This is a genomic window from Paenibacillus sp. FSL W8-0426 (genome assembly GCF_037969725.1).
Classification (GTDB): Bacteria; Bacillota; Bacilli; order Paenibacillales; family Paenibacillaceae; genus Paenibacillus; species Paenibacillus hubeiensis.
In genome coordinates, this window is the sequence record NZ_CP150203.1 from 865,802 (window position 1) to 886,018 (window position 20,217).

Genomic DNA, 20,217 nt, shown 5'->3' on the forward strand with positions numbered 1-20,217 from the left:
ATGAAGAGTCTACTTAAATTCATTACCTGCGGAAGTGTGGATGACGGCAAGTCCACGCTGATCGGACATATGCTCTATGACGCCAAGCTGCTGTTCGCCGATCAAGAACGCGCGCTTGAGCTCGATAGCCGACTGGGAAGCCGAGGCGGCAAGATCGACTACTCGTTGCTCCTCGACGGCTTGCTGGCTGAACGCGAACAAGGGATTACGATCGACGTGGCTTATCGTTATTTTACGACGTCTCATCGTTCCTTCATCGTGGCGGACACGCCGGGACACGAAGAGTATACGCGCAACATGGCTGTAGGCGCTTCCTTTGCCGATCTAGCCATCATTCTGGTGGACGCTACCAAAGGCATCATTACCCAGACCAAACGCCATGCCCGGATCTGCGCCCTGATGGGGATCAAGCACCTCGTATTGGCTGTGAACAAGATGGATCTGGTCGGCTTCGACCAGAGGACGTTCGAGGCGATCAAGGAAGAGTTCATCCAAACGACGGCTGAATTGCAAATCAAGAGCATTCAGGTCATTCCCGTGTCCGCTACGGAAGGGGACAATATCACAACCAAGTCGCCGAATGCCCCTTGGTACGAAGGGTTAGCTTTACTGCCGTATTTGGAAAATATAGATATTCATACTGCCGATGATGCGAAGCCTTTCATGATGCCGGTTCAGCGTGTAAGCAGACCGGACCATACGTTCCGTGGGTTCCAGGGCCAGATCGAGGCTGGTAAGATTTCGGTCGGAGACGAACTCATGACTCTGCCAAGTCGGGAGAAAGCAAAGGTTAAACGGATTTTGGTGACGGACCAAGATCGGGATTCGGCTTATGCCGGCCAACCGGTTACGATACAACTGGACCGCGAAGTCGATGTCTCGCGGGGCTGCGTGCTCACGATGGACAATCAAGTCCAAGAAGCGGAAAGCTTCGTATCTACGATCCTGTGGATGGACGATTCCGTCCTGACTCCGGGCAAGCATTATTGGGTAAAGGTCGGAACGAAGACTCTTCCGGGCACTGTAACGGCGATTACCCATAAGATTGACATTAACACGGGCCATACCGTTCCGGCGGATCAAATTGTTAAGAACGAATTGGCCAAGTGTGAATTCACGCTGTCGGATCGCATCGTCTTCGATTCCTTCGAACACAATAAGAGCATCGGAGGTTTTATCCTTATCGATCGTGTCACCAACATGACGTCGGCTTGCGGAGTCATCGATGAAGCGTTGAAGGGAGACAGCCGATTTGCCACACCGGATACGGGGATCACGAGAGAGGTTCGCGCCCAGCAAAAAGGACAATCTCCGCTCACCGTCTGGTTTACTGGCTCGGATACGGCAGCTCTCGCCAAGGAAGTGGAGAAGCGACTAATGTCATCCGGTCACCATACGATGCTGCTTGAGAGCGTCGGGGGAGAATCGTTCCGCCGCACGGCGGAGGTGGCAAAGGTGTTGAACGACGCCGGCCTAATCACACTGGTATCCCATGATTCTATCAGTGCGGGCGAACTTGAGACAGCTCGAGAGATCATCGGGGGCAAAGGATTTATCGAAGTTAACGCGGACGAGATCGGCGGAACGTCCACCCAGGATGCCGCGAAATCCGTAGTTAAACGAGTCGTGAAATCCGTTATCGCTCACAGTCCTTCGGATAGCTACGACATTTAATAAGCATGTCAGATACAGCGGTTGCCGATCAGGCAGCCGCTTGTTTGTTTCGTCAAGATTCCTTTAGGTGGGGAGAGGGATCTCTGAATTTGCTTTATTGTGGGGACAAAAAACAATAAAAAACCGGATTGCTTTATTACGCATCAATTCGGTTTTTTTACTGTTCGACGTTCTGGTCCATCAATCTGCTGAAAAATGAACAACTGCACTATACAACATCTTGTCGCGAAGCGAGTCGAACGTCACTTGATGCTGGACCTGCTTCACCCGCAGCAGCAGAGCCTTATTCATTCCGATTCGGTCTTCAATCGCCCGTTCCAGTTCATGGAAGTCATAAGCCTGCAGGCATTCGACTTTGTCTTTGATCATATCCAATGAAATTTCCATAATATCGTTCAGACCTCCTCCATGTCACGATTTGCAGGTACAAAAGCCTGCCGAGCTTTTATTGTAGAGGAGCTTTTCCGGTTCGGCAAGAGCAAACGAAGCGAACAAAACGATGGAGGCGGTTGGGTTTCTATACTGAGGGTACCCAAGCGACAAGGTAGAATTATGCTTGAATAGTAAAAGTCGAATACTCCACCTTATGGTACAATGGACTTGGATCTAATATGAGGTCGTGACTATAAAAATGATTGATTTTCTTAAGAATAAAGGATTAAAGGCATTTTACGAAATATCGGCGATTGCAGAGCACCCAAATCTGTTATTCTCTAACGATAAAGAACAATACCATTCCGAGGCGCAGTTTAACCTTTATACCATCCAACATTTGAATAAGCTAATTAAAAAGAACAATATATCAATAAACGAATTACAACAGATTTTTGGCTTTATTGAGACGTCTTGGTCTGATTATTTGAGAAAATATTATCGAGGAAAATCGTTTGTCTATTATCTGTGGGCGGACGATCAGATTCCAGCATTCCGTTTTTCTGTCGTTTCTTATTATGAGGGTATAGAACTCCCCTTCAGATGTAGCTTAAACAAGGTAAATGACATGATTGAGGTTTTATCACTGTATGTCAACAAAGCTCAATTCGATGGAGTGACCACTCTTGAGTTAGATGATGCAGATGAAACGGATGAAGCTAGCCCTTCTTCCGACTCAGACAACGTTTATACGCTTACGGTGTATTCCAAGAAGATCATTTGTTGAAACAAGAGAACGCCAAAGAGTCACAAATACAAATACAAATACAGATAATAGGTCTTAAAACATAGGAGGGACCATGTCCTGGAGTAAATTGAAGCAAAATTTGGAGAGTTTCATCTCTCCTGCGTTAAATGAAAGGGTCGAATTTCGGGCAACCAGTTACCGTTATCTACCTGATAAATCCGGAAGTTGTTATCTCACTGTAGATAAAAAGAACGTGCTTAATATGAGTGATGCAACTAGCTCCATCCGTTGGTATAAGACAGAGCAGGAAATCAAAAATGATCCAGAACTCTACATCCCGATTAGCGTTGAAGACATTGAAGCGGTCCGAAAAGATGCCAAAGGCACGATTCCCGAGGATCGTCTAAAAGTCATTGCAAGAAGTCGGAAAATTTCAGAGCTTGCTAAAGAGCTTTTAGCCGCGCAGACCGCGTTAAGCAAATCCAATTTTACCGTTACAGCGACGACGTTCTTGTCGACTTCAATCGAGGAAAGCCTGGAGAGCAACGATATTTTACTGAATATTTTGGCTTTGGTGGACAAGCGAGTTGGCAAAAAGCGAATTTTAAATATGTCGGATAAGGTAAAATTAAAACATCCCGCTGTGCAGTATTTTTATGAGCTGCGGCGCAGTACGTTATGACAACAAACGTCTTTCATTGACGAGGCACATCGTGTCATCCATCGGTGGTAAGCAGGGAGGGGCGGCGCCCTTCCTTTTTTTGCGAGTTCATTGGGGAGTCTGCTGGTCTCTTGGGTATGATATACTCATTTAGATGTCTACCATATAACATATACCGTGACCGTCGTTTGAACTACGTTGCTAAAGCATGTTATAAGTGAAGATGAAGCAAGGGCATGAAGGGTTAATTTTTTTTATTTTCGAGGACAAAGAGTTGTCCTGATTTTTATAGAGGGGTTTTTGAGATGACGAACAATTTTTGGCGTGATTTGCCACGGCCTTTTTTTATACTGGCACCGATGGAAGATGTGACGGATGTGGTGTTTCGCCATGTCGTAAGCGCAGCAGCCAGACCGGACGTGTTTTTTACGGAGTTTGCGAATACAGAGAGCTATTGCCACCCGGAGGGGAATAAAAGCGTGCGCGGGCGTTTGACGTTTACAGAGGATGAACAGCCCATGGTCGCCCATATCTGGGGGGATAAGCCGGAGTATTTCCGTGAAATGAGTATCGGTATGGCGAAAGAAGGCTTTAAGGGCATCGATATCAATATGGGTTGTCCTGTAGCGAATGTAGCCGAGAATGGAAAGGGGAGCGGCCTGATCTGCCGTCCTGAAACTGCAGCGGAAATCATCCAGGCTGCCAAAGCCGGGGGACTGCCCGTCAGTGTGAAAACAAGGCTTGGCTTCACTGCCGTAGACGAATGGCGCGACTGGTTAACCCATATTTTGAAACAAGACATCGTGAATCTGTCCATTCATCTGCGCACTAGAGAGGAAATGAGCAAGGTCGATGCTCACTGGGAACTGATTCCGGAGATTAAAAAACTTCGCGACGAGGTGGCGCCAGATACACTGCTGACCATTAACGGGGATATTCCTGACCGTCAGACTGGCTTGAAACTCGCTGAACAATACGGCGTGGATGGCATTATGATTGGACGCGGTATTTTCCAGAATCCGTTTGCTTTTGAGAAAGAGCCGAAGGAACACAGCAGTGAAGAATTGCTTGGTCTGCTGCGCTTGCATCTGGATCTCTATGATCAATACTCAGCACAGGAGCCGCGTTCGTTCAGTCCTCTTGCCCGCTTCTTCAAAATCTATGTCCGTGGATTTCGAGGCGCAAGCGAACTTAGAAATAGCTTAATGAACGCTAAATCCACAAGTGAAGTGCGTACATTGCTTGATGAGTTTGGAAGCAAGGATGATGAAGGGGCGGAGGAACGTGGAAATTAAGTCTCCATTTTGAGATACGACGGGTAATTATAAAGGCTCCCTCGTTCCATTGATGAGCACATCAAGATTGAAATCCTCTTCCATGATGTTATAATAAGGGAAAGAACAGCTTATAATGCAAAGAGAGCCGTGCTGTAACACGACTCTCCGCGCAATAGCCGCTTTTAAGGGCGGTGGGCTTAACAAGAGGAACACGATCAAGTAGACCGCAACCTTTGCATGGGAGGGCGGTCTACTTGTGTTTATTGGACAGCAGCGCTGCAATCAGCGAACCAAAGGTTAGCATCAGCATCATCGCTTCAAACACTGTCACAAGGCATCACCTCCCTTCAGGGAGATTAGCCGACCGCCCATATCAGCCTTTCTATCGCGTAAGGATTATACCAAATATTTCTAGTCATTGAATAGATAAATAGCGCTAGTATAAATGTATTGTAATGTAATAAGAATTAATCAGGGGGGTAACAATGATCGGAAGATGGTACTGCGCTCGCAGTGGCCTGATGGGATTTATTACAGATTTATATAGTCCTTTCTTGCTATAGCTTTTAACTATAACTAGTTATGTTTTTTAAGTAATCCTACTAACCCTACTCTGCGTGATATGATAGCCATATACAACGAGGGGGTTTTTTACATGACTGATAAGTTCCAGATCGTAGGCAGTTTGTTGCGTCCTGAGGAATTGTTGAAATATAAAACGCAAATTGAGCATCGTGATGATATCCAATATCCGTTCTATGAAAACTTTGAAGGGTATGCGCAGTGCGAGGCGCAAGCCATTGAGCAGGTTGTAAAGAAAGAAATCGAGCATGACCTGTCGGTGATTACGGACGGCGAGTTCTCCAAATCGATGTGGCATCTGGATTTTGTGTGGGGCTTTGATGGCGTAGAGCGTTATATCGCAGATCATGGCTATTTTTTCAGAGATGTGGACGGCACATCGAAATATGAAACGCGCAAAGATATCGGTTTGCGCATTACGGGCGAGTTGAGCGGCAAAAATCATCATTTCATCCAAGTATTCAAACAGCTGCAAGAGACGGCTGGCGACCAGCAAACCAAGCTTTGTGTACCGTCTCCTTCCCATATTTTCGGTGAACTCTCTTGGTCGGATAACATTGGCGGCAAGGATGCCGTTTACCAGAATAAACAGGAGCTCAAAGAAGGTCTGGTGCGTGCATATAAGGAATTCGTAGAGGAGTTCGCTGCGGCGGGCGGCAAAATCCTGCAATTCGATGATTGCTTGTGGGAGCTGTTTGCGGACGACAACCCCAACTCTCCGTTTACAGGCGAGCATATCAATCAAGAGGAAGTGGCGGGGCTGGCCACTGAATTTATTGACATTAACAATACGGTGATTGACTTCGGCCATAGCCTGGGCTTGAAAATGTGGACGCATAACTGCCGCGGCAACTATGATTCCCGCAACATGGGCGGTGGATCTTACGCAAAAATCGCGAATCTGTTCCTGAAACAGTTGAAATATGACCGCTTCTTCCTGGAATGGGACGATGAGCGCGCGGGTTCGCTTGAAGCGCTGGAGGTGTTCAAGGACCGCCCTGAAACGGAGATTGTACTGGGGCTGCTGTCGTCCAAAACCAATACCCTTGACGATGAAGAGCGTGTATATCGTCTGCTGGACGAAGCATCCAAAATCATTGACAAGGATCGCTTGCTGCTGTCCCACCAATGCGGATTTGCGTCCTGCGATGGCGGTAACGAACTCAGCGAAGCCGAGCAATGGGCGAAAATCGACCAGGGTCAGAAGATTGCCAAGCAATACTGGGGCAACTAAGAAGCTGCAAAGAGATTTGTACCCTGCTGTTGCTGAATAAGTCTCTGTGGTTGTAACACTTTCTTGATCTGTGTCTGAACTTGAATAGCAAACTTGTTGAGCAAATAGAGGTGACTCGAAGGTCCGTGAAAGGGGCCGGAAGTCATCTCTATTTTTTATGCAGCGTTTCGGTCTGTCTGAGCAAACTTCATTGCACGTCCTTGCGTCATATATACTGCAAGAATTTATGGGAAAAACATTTGATCCGCCTATATGATTGAGGCTGCTCATAAGAGTCTAATCCACGGCATAAGCCTTCGCGAAACAAGGCCTTCAAACAGGAGAAGCCCGCGCTTGCGCAGAAGTTATAACCTTTCGAGCTTCTGTGCGAAATGATTGCACGGATGCTTTCATCCGGTTACAAGACATAGAAGGGAGAGATACACCCATCATGAGATTGAACCATAATCCGTTAGACAAAGAGCAAGTACTCAAAGAACTGGATTCGCTCGGTTACTCGGAAAGAATGAAGCACATTGCGCTTTTGGGACGTCAGCATCATGACGAGGCGGCGTATTCTGCGCTGCTCATCGCTTTACTGGAAAGCGGCACCGCCTATGAGGCGCATCTGGCTTTAAGCGGTGCCAGCGTGGTGAAGGATGCTAATGCGGTTTTGCTTGCCCTTGAGCATCCAAAAGCAGGCGTTAGAGGACGGGCGGCCGGGCTGCTGCCGGAAGTCGTTACAGATTCCAATTATTCGATCGAAGCCGCAATGGTTGCGCTGTCGTACCATGGCCGCCGTCAACTGCTGCGTAGCATCGTGAATACATATCGTCAGGATTGGGCGGAACGACTGCTGCCGCTCGTGCTTGCCCGGTGGGGCGCACAAGAAGCTTCGTTGATCTTGTCTGTATGCAGCGAGGAGATGGTTAGAAGCCGACTCCAGGAGCTTGGGTATGCGCTGCGAAATTGGCGGATCTTAACGAAGCGTTATCCCGAACTGGTTGCGGATTATTTGGAGAAATCTTTGCAGAACGCCACGCATCAAGAAAAGGCATATATATGGTGGAGACTTTCTTCCGCGATCGAAGTGCTGAGCGTCTCAAGACCGGCGGTCGTTCTGGAATGTGCGTTGAAGTACGGACCTACGGATACGATTCACCCCGTGCTCAAACGGCAATTGGGCATTCTGATTCAGACGAATCCCGAAGGCGTATTCGAGCTGCTGACCCGGGAGGAGGCACGAGGGTATCTTCTGAATCATGGCGTGCCTGCAGGCGTTTTAAAAAAGAAAAAATGGTTCACCGCAGCACAATGGACAACGCTGACAGTATTGCTCGCCGATCAACCCCTGCATGTTGCCAAGGTGCTGGATGCCCTTGCGCCGTCGTGCCGCGCGGCGATGTTTGATGCGGCATATCCGGAGAACGAGCGCAAGACGCGCGTTTTCCCAAAACAGTTATTGGACGTGCTGCCGCATCGACTGCGCGATAAAGAAGCCGCCCGCATGCTGGAACTGCGCGATATTCGGGATGATCGGGACAACATGCTCGAAATGACGGCGCGCCGATTAATTGCTCATTCTAGGGAGAAGCTGGAGCAAGCCGTGCAGGTGTCCAATGCGGATGAGCGTGCTGCGGCCTACGGGCATCTCATTCGAAGCACCGCTTTATCAAGGCGCGGGATGGATGAAACGCTGCGTTTCCTGACCCGGGTCAAAAACGACCAAGACCCGGTACGCAGCACGGTTATGGCGGAACTGTCAAACTGCCCCACACCCATGTTTACGGAAGAGCATATCGACGACCTGACTTTGCTGGTAGATAGCGTGATCGAGGCCAGAGATACGTCATATGGGACCAGGTCTGCCACGGAGAAGCTGGCTTTTGCCATACTGCGAGAACACGCATTGGAACCGGAGAGCGATCTGTTCCAGTTCGCCTTGAGAACGTTTGGAAGATTGGCTATGCGGGACGGGCAGTTTGCGCTCTTCTCCATGGACTGGGACAGCATGCCAAGCCGTGCACTGGAAACGTTGTTCGAGACGATTTATGCCTTTGGCGTGGAAGCCAACAAGCGTGAAAACTATAATGTGGTCCTGCGGATGGCTGGTTCGTTCGGCAAAGCGGTGGAGCGATTGCCCAAGCTTCAGCTTTTGCTGGAGGAACTGGTGTATGCCAAAACGGTGTCGACTCAGGCAGTCCGCTATTGGCTGCTTCCGTATAAAACGCGGGATGAGAGGGTCAGAGAACTGCTGGACAGAGATCCATCCTTTATCTCGTTCCACGACGTATTTATGCATCTGCACCTGAAGCGCCAGGAATGGCTCGACCCCTTCATCTCGGGGAAAGTGATCAAAGGCAAACACTTGTCGGGTAAAACGATTTATGTTGTGCCTGCCCATAACGGGTTTCATCGGTGGCTGCCGCGCCAGCAAAAGGCGCTCGCATCCCTGCTGGAGCGGGTGGCACTGGATGGCAAACGGAGTTTCCATGAACGTGCATCCGCGATGCGCAGCTTGGCAAGCATGCCCGATTATTGCTCCGATCAACTGGAAGTCCTGTTGCAGGACGAGGAAGTGCATGTTGTAGAAGCAGCGCTTTATGCCTATTCGTTGTGGGAAGAGCCGGAGCAGGCACTACCTGTGTTGTTGGACAACCTGGACGGAGACCGTGCTCGTGTCGCCATGTATTCGATCCCTAGATGCATGCGCAGGGTGAGCCCGGTGTTGTTGACGTCGCTGCTTTCGGACCTGCTGAATCGGGAGAAATTGAAAATTACGGTCAGAAAAGAGGCCATCCGGCTGCTCGGTGCTTATAAAAGCAGTGAGAGCATGACGCTTCTCATTCGCGAATACGAGAAACCGAATGTACACAAAGATGTAGTCATCGCCATAGGCCATGCCGCAAGACAATGTCTGGACGATGAACGCAGCTGGACCATGCTGGGCACCATGGCTTCTTCCCCGCAGCGGGACATCGCACGAAGTCTGCTGAACCAGCATTCCGGGGAGCTTCCCGAAAAGGATCGACCAAGGTATTTGCAGTTGATTACCGAAATCGCAGACCATGACGATGCCGTTGTTGCAAAAGCCGCTTTCCAAACGATGAGCCTTTGGGTAAACGGAAACGAAGAGACGATCGCGGCCTCCGCGGGCAAAGCGATCATTGATTTGGAGGACAATGCCAGGTGGAAAACCGCGCTGGATACCCTCATTGCGGCCTGCCGTGACGGAAAAGTGAATGATCAGGTCATCGGCGTCGGCAGGCAGTTGGCCGACACGGAGACAAAGGCAGAGTGGAACGCTGCCGCCGAGCGGGATGTTCCGGAGCGACAACGTTTGCTGGCATTGGTGGACAGGCTTGCCGCGCTGCCCCAAAATGCAAGGCGGGTGCTCATTCCCCTATATGTGGGCATGATCGATGTCCTCAAGTCCAAAGAAACGATGAAACCAGCCGTAATCAAGCTATATTTGGCGGTTGTCGAATGGAACCAGGCGGACAAGGCTGACGTACGGCTGGAACCGGTTATTCAAATGGCGGACACCCACCCGCATTTGTTGGATTACGCCTACAGACAAATAACGCAGGCAGTAAATGCCAGCAAGGCGTATTGGAGACCGGAGGCGATTCTGGATCTCGTGGACAGATTGCGAGCACGGCAGTCATTTGCGGCTCAGTATATCGGGCTTTCTTTGCTGAAGGCTGCCGGAACGGCGCTATTGTGGGATGAGGCTTGTGCTGACCGTTTGAGAGCTTACCGGAATCATGAGCATGAGGCCATTCGTTTGTCGGCATTGGATATTTGGACTGTGCTTGAGTAGAATGAACGGTACTTGGGCGGAACGGTTACACCATAGAATAATGGCCAACACGAGTGCCAAACTCGCATGATTTTCCGAAAGGGGGAGCGAGACGATGCTGTATCTAGGGAGCTTCAAACTTTCCCCGTATATCTCCAGCAATCCCAATATCTATCCCGATCATGTGTTCAAGCACATTGCAGGGGAGGTTCTTTTGTTTGACCGGATTACCGTATTATATGGCAGCAACGGCTCCGGCAAATCAAGTTTGCTGAATTTAATCGCCAATAAATTGGGAATTACGGGCTCTGAGCGAATGACCAGTTACGGCCACAATATTTATGCCCAGCGCTTTATTGAGGAAAGCAGCTACGAACTCGGGCATGATGATCAGGAACGTCGCATATACAAGCTTCCCGATGGGAGCCGGTACATCAAGTCAGAGGATATATTGTATGAAATCAAGAAAATACAGCAGTCCAGCGTGCTGCGCGAGGGATTGTTATATGAGCAGGCCGTACAGGGGAAGAGCAGGGAAGAGGTAGAGAAACTGGAGCAGTCGTATGAATTCAAAAAGCAAATGGCCAACATTCAATTCGCGCAGGAGAAATATTCGAATGGGGAAACCTCGATGCAGTTTTTTGAGGAATATTTGCTTCCCGGGCAGCTGTATTTGTTGGACGAACCGGAAACGTCGCTTTCTCCGGCGAACCAAATCAAGCTGGCAGAGCAGATGAACGATCTGGCGCGGTATTTCGATTGCCAATTTGTCATTGCTTCGCATTCTCCCTTTGTTCTCGGAACGCTTCATGCAAAGATCTACAATCTCGATGCCAAGGTTTTGCAGACGGCAGAGTGGTACGAACTGGACAATGTACGATTTTTTTATCAATTCTTTCATCAGCATCAGCGATTGTTCGAATGAAGAGGACCCGTGCGCATGGCGGGCGGGTTCCTCGCATAACGGTGTTTGAAACGGTAAGCGGCGCCGAAACAGAGCAACATAAAACATGGAGTTGCGGAGCATTTCCGTACCTCCATGTTTCATTCGCGATCATGGCTTTCCTGCAAATCTTAAATCAGATGAGCAGGGAGCTTTTTTTATCACAAATATCGAAAATGAATCAAGAAACGCTATATGGCTGGTATTTCAAAATATGCTGGACATACTGTTCGGCGCTTTGGTCGATGTGCTCATCGCTGGCTTGAAACGAAGACCCAAAGACGGCGAAATAGGGGAGCACCGACGCGCCCACATGTTTTGCGCTGGCTTTGAACGGAGCGATCACTTCATCCACGGTAAACGAAACCGAGCCCTCTGGCCGGTAATTTTCCTCTTTGTCGCCGATGGACAGGGCAAGCCCGAACCGTTTTCCTTGGAGCTTGTCGCCTTTTGATCCGTAAGCCCAGCCGTGCGCGAACACATCGTCGAACCATTTTTTCAATAACGGGGGATAACTGTACCAATAGACTGGGAATTGAAAGACCACATGGTCGTACCCTTCCAGCAGCTCTTGTTCTTTCGGAACGTCAACGTTCCAGTCGGGGTATGCTTTGTAAATTTCATGTATGGCAATATCGTCCGAATACTTCAGCAGCTCTTCTTTCCAGCGCCGATTGACCCTCGAAGCCTCTATATTCGGATGTGCCAAAATCACCAGTGTTTTCATCGTTCAAATCCTTTCACAGGCCAAAATTCAAATGTGTATTTGGATGTGCCTTGCCTCGTTTATTTGGAATAACCCCATTATGTTGCAGGTCCGTAGAAAAGAAAATACACACAATGAAGTAAGGTAGTTACCTCAAGGTATGTACTCGACTAGGGTGGTCAAATATGCAACAATAGAGGATCAGGCCCATGCGGTTAAGACCAGAATGAACGAGGTGTCCGTGCATGAAGCAATATCATTTAGGCATCGAGGCCACGCTGGAAATCATCGGGGGAAAGTGGAAGGCGCTGATCATCTGTTTGCTGATGTCCGGCGTCAAAAGAACGAGCGAACTGCAGCGGGGCATTCCGGGCATTTCGCAAAAGGTATTGATCCAGCAGCTGCGCGAGCTTGAACAGGACGGCATCGTCCAGCGCTACGTGTACCAACAGATGCCGCCCAAAGTCGAATATCGTCTCACGGAATACGGCGTGACCGCCAATCAGATCGTCGAAGTGATGTGTTCCTGGGGCAGGGAAAACATCCATATCCGGCAGCAGCGGGGCGAGCAGATCGTTTTGCTGGAGGATCAGGAGCAGAAGAATGGAGAGCCCGGACGCAGCGTTGTCAAGCCGCAAGATCGTTAACAAATTTTCGCTCAATAATTTATACTATATGAGTTGGACCAGACATTTACACGATAACGAAGAGGGCAGAAAGAATCTGGAGAAGCGAAGCGTTCGCATTTATCACCAGATTTTCCCCTTGAACAAAGGGGATCAAAAAAATCTGGGGATAACAGCGATCGGAAGATGGTTCTGACCACGTAGTGGCTCCGTGTAAAAATCATTCGTTCAACTTATACGATAAGCAAGAATATTTCTAAGGAGCTGCCAAACCTCATATGAACAAAAAAGAAATCGCGCATATTCGCAAGCAATTTAAGCTGGATCACGATTTACTGAATATTTACGATATTCTCAATGTCTATATTACGAAGGAAACCAATGAAATATATCACTGGGAGCGCCTGCCGTTCGAGCTGGTAGATCGGGAGAAGCAAGAACTGTACATGGGCAATTTCAAAAAACTGCTGACCGGCGAACTGGATCAGAAGTTGTTCGAGTTGAAGTTTCAGGAAGACGCGGAAGAACCGGCGCAAGTATTGCTCCACCAGGCACTCGTGACCGGCGATCCCGAGGAATGGCAGGACTTGATGCTGATGCTCGTGGAGAGAATGCTGGCGGATGCCAAGTATGAGCGGGATATGGTGGTCACGTTTGTGAAGGGACAGTACTATTTGCCGACCAAGGCCAGAAACGAGGCAACAGAAGAGAGCGAAAAGAACGAGGTTTTTGCCCATCCATTCATTCTGTCCAGCGTGAATTCGACGGAAAAACAAAAGAAGACGCTCTTGTTCGATTACGTGGAGCGAGAGTTCAGATATAATGTCATCGTGGATCCGATTATCAAGCTGAGCACGCCGGAGCAGGGGTTCCTGTATCCTAGCGTGACGGACAACTATTCCGACGTGAATCGCATTTTGTATTGTACGGGCAAATCGAATTTCCCGGACCCGCACTTTGTCGAACAGGTGTTGAACGGAGAAAGGTCCGTGACGGCCCTTGAAGAACGGGCGATCTTCGAAGATATCGTGAAGGAAGTAGCCGGCGAAGAGCTCGACGCAGCGACCATTGCACAGGTGTACGAGGAGATCAACCGGGTCATCGAAAGCAACGAAGAGGCGCATGAGGAAGAACCTGCGAAGCTGGATTTTAAAGACGTGGAGCGCGTACTGACCGCAAGCGGCGTAGAAGACGTGACGAGCGAAAAGGTGGAGCGTGCCTTCGAAACGATCGTGGACGACAGAAACTACGAAATGAAAGCGACCAGCGTCATGCCTAAGTTTACGTCCAAATCCATTAAAATCGAAACGAAGGTAGCCACGATCTCGGTGAGCCCGCAGGATTTAAGATATGTGAAACAGGTGAACTTTCAAGGAAAACGCTGCATCATGATCGAAGTCGACGAAGACGTCGCGATCGAAGGGTTTACGCTTGCTTCAGAGACGCTTTTAAGTTAATGGAATAGACACAAATACCCCTTCCAACCATGTGGAAGGGGTATTTGTGCGCAGATGTTCCGTTATTTTAATTTAATAACTGCAGTACGGTTTGGGGATTCTGATTGGCTTGCGCCAACATCGCTTGGGCGGCTTGAGTTAAAATATTGGATTTGGTCATACCCAACAATTCTTTGCTCATATCGGCATCACGAATACGTGACTCCGCCGAGGTTAAATGGATGGTGGAATTGTTCGTATTGTTTAACGCATGTTCCATTCGGTTCTGTAGAGCCCCGTATAGGCCGCGATAACTCGTCACTTTCTCCAATGCGCGGTCGGTTCGGACCAAAGACTGATTGGGATCTGCCGGTGGTAACAGTCCAATATCGGTGAGCCCCAAGCCTTCGGCATCTACATTGAAGAGAGGGATGTATACGGATTGGCCTTCGTTGGCTCCCGTTTGGATGTCGAGCTTGGGCGGTATATAATCGATATCCGTAATATCCGTAACTACGGTTGTTTCGATATGTTGGGTTACTTCCGTTTCACGGGTGAATTCGAACACATCCATGTTTAAGGAAAAAGGTCCGTATGAGAAACCCAAAGTGATGCTTGAACCGCCAGGGATCGTCAGATCCCAGTCAAAATGAACCTGAGGCTCTCCCCCCGCCGGATTATTTACCGTCAGCCCCGTCGGGGAGGTAAAACCAAGCGAATCGTCAAACGTGATGGATGCGTCTGCATCCGTTCCCGTCATAGTAAACGTGTTGCCGGATGGGGGAGTGATCACACTCGTACCGGCCAGAAATGGATTTCCGTTTGCATCATAGACAACAGAATCCACAGGCGGATTCATGAGGTTGCTCAGTTTAAAGCTGGAGTCCGATGAATCGCCATTATTAATGACATATTTAATTTCCATGGAGTTATCGGGCAAAACGGTTCGGAATCTCGTTATGGACAGATTGGTCCCGGGAAACGACATATAGTCCCAAGCCGGAACAGTTCCGGGGTTACTGCGTGAGGTATATTCCAGGGCTCTTGTGCTGCCGTTGACTTCAACGTTTTCGAATAATGAACCGTATACATCGGCAAAGCCTTCCGGACCGAAGCTGGTTTGGTTCGTGCCAACGGAATGCCAATAACTAGGTTCCGAATATTTAGGGTCATTGGACAGCATCAGGCTTTCATGGATCGTTGTTGTTGTATCTGTGACAGTGGTTGTGTTGGTGTCGACCGTATATTCGTTATACCCCTGTCTTGAATCCGGTGAAACGATCGGCGTAATGGTGCTGGTATTGGAATGTGTGCTGCTTGTTGCGGATGTCTGCGTGCTGCTTACCAGATGCCTTGGTTCTTCGGCCTCCCCCGGTCGTTTGTATACTACGGACTTATGTATTGTTGTCGTTGGAGGCGGATCACTTACGGTATGGACGGTATTGCTATTGGAACGATCGGCAAGTATTTCATAATCGTCTCTCGCCAATAAGTTGATGGTATTAAACTCTGTCTTTGTCGAAATGCTGTCGATTTCATTCGTAAGCTCACGTAATTCCTGGTCAATCATTTGCCGATCCTGATCGGTGTATGTATCGTTTAAGCCCTGTATGATCAGTTCTCTCTGCCTCTGCAAAATGCTGGTGATTTCATCGAGACCCCCCTCGGCAGTCTGGATGAGTGAAGTACCGTCCTGAATGTTTCTGGACGCTTGGTCCAAGCCTCTGATCTGTGCCCGCATCTTTTCGGATATCGCCAATCCTGCCGCGTCGTCGGCCGCTTTATTGATCCGCAATCCCGAGGATAATTTCTCCATTCGACTCGAACCGGCCTTCGAGCTTTCCTGCAATCTTCTTAGCGTATTTGAAGCTGCTAGATTATGTGAGATGATCATTTTTTTATACCTCGTTTTGAAATGGATATTCCAGATCTATTTTACCATAGAGCCATAAAATACGTCTAATGCTTCATGAAGATGAATGCCCGCAATCCCTTGGTGGATGGCGGTCTTTTTGCGTCCTACATAAACTGCCATATGTTCACACGTTAACGGAGAGGCAGGACCAATCTGAAGAAGCGCAGCGATCGGAAGATGGTGCTGTACTCGCAGTGCCCTAGTGTGATTGATTAGTGGGGTTTTAAACGAAATCCTTCTTGGGGCTGATGGAGGAATACATCCCTTGCCGGGTGTCTCATTTACCGTAGAGTGTAACATGGAGATAAAGCACATTGAGGCCGACAGAAAATTCAATGCGAGGAGAGGGATGCAGTGAAAACGTTCATCGAATTCAAGAAGGTGAGCAAGGAATACCACATCGGGGAAGTGCAGATCAGAGCTCTGGACGGGGCGGAATTTTCCATCGAGGAGGGAGAGTTCGTCATTATTTTGGGCGCAAGCGGTGCCGGTAAAAGTACGATTCTGAATATACTCGGCGGCATGGATACGGCTACCTCGGGTCAAGTGATCGTTGGCGATCAGGATCTCACCCAATCCAGCGAGAGAACTTTAACGGCCTATCGGGGCCATAAAGTCGGCTTTGTATTTCAGTTCTACAACTTGATCCCGAACCTGAATGCGCTGGAAAATGTCGAGTTTGCCACTGAAGTAGGAAGCAACGGGCTGAATGCCGCCGATCTTTTACAACAAGTCGGATTGAAGCATCGCATGAATAACTTTCCCTCCCAGCTCTCCGGAGGAGAACAGCAGCGCGTCGCGATCGCCAGAGCTGTTGCGAAAAATCCGCTGCTCCTGCTCTGCGACGAACCAACCGGCGCCCTGGATTACGTAACAGGCAAATCGGTCCTCAAGCTTCTTCAAGACGTGAACAGGAATATGAAAAAATGCGTCGTTCTGGTCACTCATAATTCCGCAATCGCTCCGATGGCGGACAAAATCATCCGGGTCAAGAGCGGGAAAATCGAAAGCGTAACGATAAACGGCAATAAACAAAGCGTTGAAAGCATCGAATGGTGATGATGATGACGAAATTAGCCGTGAAGCTGCTCAGGGACGTTAAACAATCATTCGTTCAATGTACCGCTTTGGCGTTGGTGGTCGCGGTGGGGGCGTTTTTCTATGCGGGGTTAAACAGCTACAGCACAGAGCAGCGTGCTTATATCGAAGCTTATTTCACGCAGCATAATCGAAGTGATTTGAACGTGGTTTACGATCATATTTCCAAAGAAGACGCCGCTCGGCTAAGCCAATTGGAAGGCATCGAGCGTATCGAAGCACGGTACACTACGGACGCAACGCAGCATGTCGAAGGGGATAAAACTTCGTTGAAGATCCATTCGATTCCCGCGGACAACCGGATCAATACCCCTAAGATCATCGAGGGGCGCATCCCCCAACAGAAAAACGAGATCATCGTGGATGCCCACTATGCCCAAGCGCATCATTATCAGGTCGGCGAGACGATTCATTTGGTGGCGAACGAAAGAGAGCTTGCGTTTACGATCAGCGGTTTGGTCGAAAATGTGGAATATGTGAAAAAAAATGCGACGCAAGACCATACCGCCTACGGATTTGCTTATATTCCAGAAGAAGCGATCGCCGAGGCTTCGGGTACAGGCCGCCTGTATTATAACGAATTGCTCGTTGATGCCAGCGAAGGCTATGACGTGGATCAGTTGGGCCAGGTCATCGAAGGACAATCCCAAAATCTTTCCTACTTGGACCAATTAAGCAAAGAGCGATCATTCGGTTACGCTCAGATTCATCAAACGATTTACAACAATGGCATGATGAGCAAGGTGATCCCTTTAGTCCTCTTTTTGATCTCAGCCATCATTCTGTTTCTTACGATGTCCAGGACGATCGATTCGCAGCGGCATCAAATCGGGATTATGAAAGCCTTGGGGGTCAAGGACAGAAATATCATGCTTCACTACATGGGATACCCCGTGCTCATAAGCATCGCAGGTTCGGTCATGGGATGTGTCATCGCCGCTGCGGTGTTCATTCCATTGGTAACGGCGTCCAGTGCAAGGTCTTATGCATTGCCTGGCATCTCCTATTCACTTTCATTCTTCTCGCTTATACCGCCCATGCTGATCTCCGCTTTGTTCGGGCTCCTGTCCGTGTACTTCAGCGGTAGAAGCATCCTGAGAGAGCGTGCAGCCCAAGCGATGCGTCCCAAACCGCCAAGAACGATGAAAAAGCTGTTTATCGAACGTTTTCCGGGGTTGTGGCGCCGGACGTCCTACAGCCATAAGCTCATTTTGAGAAATTTGTTTTTAAATAAACGAAAAGCGCTGGCCAGCTCCATCGGCATCGTTGCAAGCACCGTGCTGTTAATCACTGCATTAGGGACGCAGGCTGCCTTGCAAAAAATAGCCGACCAAATCGAAAAGGTACACACCTATGACTTCAAGGTCGATTATAAGGCGGATTCGTCTGCGGATACGGTGCAGCTGCCCTCCGGCATCAAACACCATTATTTTTTGTCCGCCCTGCCTGTTGAATTGGTAAAAGGGAATGAGAAGGAAAATGCCACGTTGATGGCAACGGAGAAAGAGAACTCTCTCATTCATTTCTATGACGAACACGGCAATGAAATTTTTCTGGAGGATCACGGGGCGCTTGTGCCCAAATCCTATGCAGATCGTTATAACATTACAGAAGGAGACACCATCCAGTTCAAGCTCACAGAACCGAAGTATCGGAACCAGACCGTGGATATGCAGGTTCTAAAGATTTCAGACCAATATAACAACCCGGCCTTTTACGTCACGCCAGCGTATTTGGACAGTTTGAACATCAGCTACAGCCCGACCTCGCTTTTGGTTCAAAGCGATCATGTTTCGAATCTTGCCGGCATCCGCAGCTTCTTTGAACAGAATCAGCAGGTGGAGAGCATTGCGGACAAGACGGACTTAAAGACATCGGCGGAATATATCATCAAACAAAACCGCTTTATGTTCATCATGTTTATCATCAGTGCCGTTCTGCTCTCCTTCGGCGCCGTATACACGATATCTTCCATCAACATTTACGAGCGGAAACGCGAGCTTGCCACGCTGAAGGTATTGGGTTACCCCAAACATAAAATAAACAGGCTTATCTTTGCGGAAAACGGGATATTAACCGCCTTTGCGGTCATTGCCGCCATGCCGGTGGGCATTTATTTTTATGCCATCGTGGTAAAGGCGCTGTCGAGCACCCATCAACAAATTCCGGATCAGTTGAGCCCTTCCGTCATACTGGTTTCCGCCCTCTTTGCCTTTTTGTTAACCGCGTTATGCAGCTTGTTGCTCAGGGTAAAAGTGACGAAAATCAATATGATTGAATCGTTGAAAAGTATCGAATAGAATGGTGAAAAGAAGAGCATACAAGGTCTGGACCAAGCAGCTGCATGTGGAAACAGGGAAGTGCGGCTGCTTGATTCGTTTTTTAACTATATCAATCAAGGAGCGTGGCTGCATGAATTTGGAAGAAGTGATGCAGGAGCTTGAGGCGCTGGGAAAGGAACGCACTAAAAAAATATATATGTCGAACGGTGCGCACGAACCGCTTTTTGGCGTAGCAACCGGAGCGATGAAACCGATCGCCCGCAAAATCAAAAAGGACCAGGCATTAGCCGAGCAGTTATACGCCACAGGGAACTATGACGCAATGTATTTTGCGGGCGTCATTGCCGATCCCCAAGCGATGACGGAGGCGGATTTCGACCGCTGGATCGCGGACGCTTATTTTTATATGATCTCCGATTACATCGTGGCCGTGACGCTGTCCGAGACGGATATTGCGCAGGAAGTGGCGGACAAATGGATTGCCAGCGGCGAAGAGCTGAAAATGTCGGCAGGCTGGAGCTGTTACTGCTGGCTGCTCGGCAACCGCCCGGACAGCGAATTTTCGGAAAGCAAGCTGAGCGGGATGCTGGCCAATGTGCAGGAGACGATCCATCAATCTCCCGAACGAACCCGGTATGCGATGAACAATTTCGTATATACCGTGGCCGTTTCCTACGTTCCGCTGCATGAGAAGGCTGTGGAAACGGCGAAAGCCATCGGTCCGGTCGAAGTTCAAAAGGACAAGCCCAAGAGCAAGTTCCTGAATGCTTCCGAAAACATTCAAAAAGCGGTGGACAAAAATCAGCTTGGCTTCAAACGCAAATATGTAAGATGCTAAGCGCAAATGAGCGCATAGATCATGAATGTAAATGAATGTGGATA

At 48.9% G+C, this 20,217-nt stretch carries 15 protein-coding genes; 12 read left to right on the forward strand and 3 right to left on the reverse strand.

Translation table 11 applies throughout. The annotated features are described in order from the left end of the window. The gene (locus MKY59_RS03975; RefSeq protein WP_339276088.1) at nucleotides 1-1,674 is read left to right on the forward strand and encodes a GTP-binding protein; all 1,674 of its coding nucleotides are present in this window, start codon (nucleotides 1-3) and stop codon (nucleotides 1,672-1,674) included. Between the two features lie 180 nt (nucleotides 1,675-1,854). Here the strand turns inward: MKY59_RS03975 and MKY59_RS03980 are convergent, their stop codons facing one another. Continuing rightward, on the reverse strand, nucleotides 1,855-2,061 hold the full coding sequence (locus tag MKY59_RS03980; protein WP_236420645.1) for a DUF2536 family protein: 207 nt from the start codon (nucleotides 2,059-2,061) through the stop codon (nucleotides 1,855-1,857). Between the two features lie 244 nt (nucleotides 2,062-2,305). On the opposite strand from MKY59_RS03980, the gene MKY59_RS03985 reads away from it, so the two are divergent. The 6 genes from MKY59_RS03985 (at nucleotide 2,306) to MKY59_RS04010 (ending at nucleotide 11,254) form a co-directional block, all read left to right on the forward strand. Then, on the forward strand, nucleotides 2,306-2,833 hold the full coding sequence (locus tag MKY59_RS03985; RefSeq protein WP_339276090.1) for a hypothetical protein: 528 nt from the start codon (nucleotides 2,306-2,308) through the stop codon (nucleotides 2,831-2,833). A gap of 73 nt (nucleotides 2,834-2,906) precedes the next feature. Further along, entirely contained in the window at nucleotides 2,907-3,476 is a 570-nt protein-coding gene (locus MKY59_RS03990) for a hypothetical protein (RefSeq protein WP_339276092.1), read from the forward strand. Nucleotides 3,477-3,760: 284 nt separating this feature from the next. Beyond that, entirely contained in the window at nucleotides 3,761-4,750 is a 990-nt protein-coding gene (locus tag MKY59_RS03995) for a tRNA-dihydrouridine synthase (protein ID WP_339276093.1), read from the forward strand. Between the two features lie 637 nt (nucleotides 4,751-5,387). Next, complete coding sequence (locus MKY59_RS04000) at nucleotides 5,388-6,548, forward strand: cobalamin-independent methionine synthase II family protein (RefSeq protein ID WP_339276095.1); 1,161 nt, start codon at nucleotides 5,388-5,390, stop codon at nucleotides 6,546-6,548. A 430-nt stretch (nucleotides 6,549-6,978) separates the two neighbouring features. After that, nucleotides 6,979-10,350 (forward strand): HEAT repeat domain-containing protein, encoded by a 3,372-nt coding sequence (locus MKY59_RS04005; protein WP_339276097.1) that lies wholly within the window; start codon nucleotides 6,979-6,981, stop codon nucleotides 10,348-10,350. A 94-nt stretch (nucleotides 10,351-10,444) separates the two neighbouring features. Then, nucleotides 10,445-11,254 carry an AAA family ATPase gene (locus tag MKY59_RS04010; RefSeq protein WP_339276098.1) on the forward strand — a complete coding sequence of 270 codons (810 nt, stop codon included), beginning with the start codon at nucleotides 10,445-10,447 and terminating at the stop codon, nucleotides 11,252-11,254. Nucleotides 11,255-11,453: 199 nt separating this feature from the next. Here MKY59_RS04010 and MKY59_RS04015 read toward each other — a convergent pair whose 3' ends face one another. Beyond that, nucleotides 11,454-11,999, reverse strand: coding sequence for an NAD(P)H-dependent oxidoreductase (locus MKY59_RS04015; RefSeq protein WP_339276100.1), 546 nt, complete (start codon nucleotides 11,997-11,999; stop codon nucleotides 11,454-11,456). Nucleotides 12,000-12,223: 224 nt separating this feature from the next. On the opposite strand from MKY59_RS04015, the gene MKY59_RS04020 reads away from it, so the two are divergent. Together MKY59_RS04020 and MKY59_RS04025 are read left to right on the forward strand one after the other, a co-directional pair. Further along, entirely contained in the window at nucleotides 12,224-12,625 is a 402-nt protein-coding gene (locus MKY59_RS04020) for a helix-turn-helix domain-containing protein (RefSeq protein ID WP_339276101.1), read from the forward strand. A 257-nt stretch (nucleotides 12,626-12,882) separates the two neighbouring features. Then, nucleotides 12,883-14,061 carry a DUF4317 domain-containing protein gene (locus MKY59_RS04025; RefSeq protein WP_236420654.1) on the forward strand — a complete coding sequence of 393 codons (1,179 nt, stop codon included), beginning with the start codon at nucleotides 12,883-12,885 and terminating at the stop codon, nucleotides 14,059-14,061. Between the two features lie 67 nt (nucleotides 14,062-14,128). Here the strand turns inward: MKY59_RS04025 and MKY59_RS04030 are convergent, their stop codons facing one another. Further along, nucleotides 14,129-15,934 carry a flagellin gene (locus MKY59_RS04030; protein WP_339276104.1) on the reverse strand — a complete coding sequence of 602 codons (1,806 nt, stop codon included), beginning with the start codon at nucleotides 15,932-15,934 and terminating at the stop codon, nucleotides 14,129-14,131. A 375-nt stretch (nucleotides 15,935-16,309) separates the two neighbouring features. Here MKY59_RS04030 and MKY59_RS04035 point away from each other — a divergent pair, with 375 nt between their 5' ends. The 3 genes from MKY59_RS04035 to MKY59_RS04045 all read left to right on the forward strand — a co-directional run bounded on the left by MKY59_RS04035 (nucleotide 16,310) and on the right by MKY59_RS04045 (nucleotide 20,173). Further along, nucleotides 16,310-17,014: an ABC transporter ATP-binding protein gene (locus tag MKY59_RS04035; RefSeq protein WP_339276105.1), complete on the forward strand. Its 705-nt coding sequence runs from the start codon at nucleotides 16,310-16,312 to the stop codon at nucleotides 17,012-17,014. A gap of 5 nt (nucleotides 17,015-17,019) precedes the next feature. After that, nucleotides 17,020-19,353 (forward strand): ABC transporter permease, encoded by a 2,334-nt coding sequence (locus MKY59_RS04040; RefSeq protein WP_339276107.1) that lies wholly within the window; start codon nucleotides 17,020-17,022, stop codon nucleotides 19,351-19,353. 112 nt (nucleotides 19,354-19,465) lie between these two features. Then, a complete protein-coding gene (locus tag MKY59_RS04045) occupies nucleotides 19,466-20,173 on the forward strand; it encodes a DNA alkylation repair protein (RefSeq protein ID WP_339276108.1) in 708 nt (235 codons plus the stop codon). Nucleotides 20,174-20,217 lie beyond the last annotated feature (44 nt).

Bases quoted from the DNA above. Each gene is read 5' to 3' on its own strand.
- MKY59_RS04010 (WP_339276098.1), top strand. From the start codon at position 10,445: ATGCTGTATCTAGGGAGCTTCAAACTTTCCCCGTATATCTCCAGCAAT.
- MKY59_RS04000 (WP_339276095.1), top strand. From the start codon at position 5,388: ATGACTGATAAGTTCCAGATCGTAGGCAGTTTGTTGCGTCCTGAGGAA.
- MKY59_RS03995 (WP_339276093.1), top strand. From the start codon at position 3,761: ATGACGAACAATTTTTGGCGTGATTTGCCACGGCCTTTTTTTATACTG.
- MKY59_RS04030 (WP_339276104.1), bottom strand. From the start codon at position 15,934: ATGATCATCTCACATAATCTAGCAGCTTCAAATACGCTAAGAAGATTG.
- MKY59_RS03990 (WP_339276092.1), top strand. From the start codon at position 2,907: ATGTCCTGGAGTAAATTGAAGCAAAATTTGGAGAGTTTCATCTCTCCT.
- MKY59_RS04040 (WP_339276107.1), top strand. From the start codon at position 17,020: ATGACGAAATTAGCCGTGAAGCTGCTCAGGGACGTTAAACAATCATTC.
- MKY59_RS04025 (WP_236420654.1), top strand. From the start codon at position 12,883: ATGAACAAAAAAGAAATCGCGCATATTCGCAAGCAATTTAAGCTGGAT.
- MKY59_RS04020 (WP_339276101.1), top strand. From the start codon at position 12,224: ATGAAGCAATATCATTTAGGCATCGAGGCCACGCTGGAAATCATCGGG.
- MKY59_RS03975 (WP_339276088.1), top strand. From the start codon at position 1: ATGAAGAGTCTACTTAAATTCATTACCTGCGGAAGTGTGGATGACGGC.
- MKY59_RS03980 (WP_236420645.1), bottom strand. From the start codon at position 2,061: ATGGAAATTTCATTGGATATGATCAAAGACAAAGTCGAATGCCTGCAG.
- MKY59_RS04015 (WP_339276100.1), bottom strand. From the start codon at position 11,999: ATGAAAACACTGGTGATTTTGGCACATCCGAATATAGAGGCTTCGAGG.
- MKY59_RS04005 (WP_339276097.1), top strand. From the start codon at position 6,979: ATGAGATTGAACCATAATCCGTTAGACAAAGAGCAAGTACTCAAAGAA.
- MKY59_RS04045 (WP_339276108.1), top strand. From the start codon at position 19,466: ATGAATTTGGAAGAAGTGATGCAGGAGCTTGAGGCGCTGGGAAAGGAA.
- MKY59_RS03985 (WP_339276090.1), top strand. From the start codon at position 2,306: ATGATTGATTTTCTTAAGAATAAAGGATTAAAGGCATTTTACGAAATA.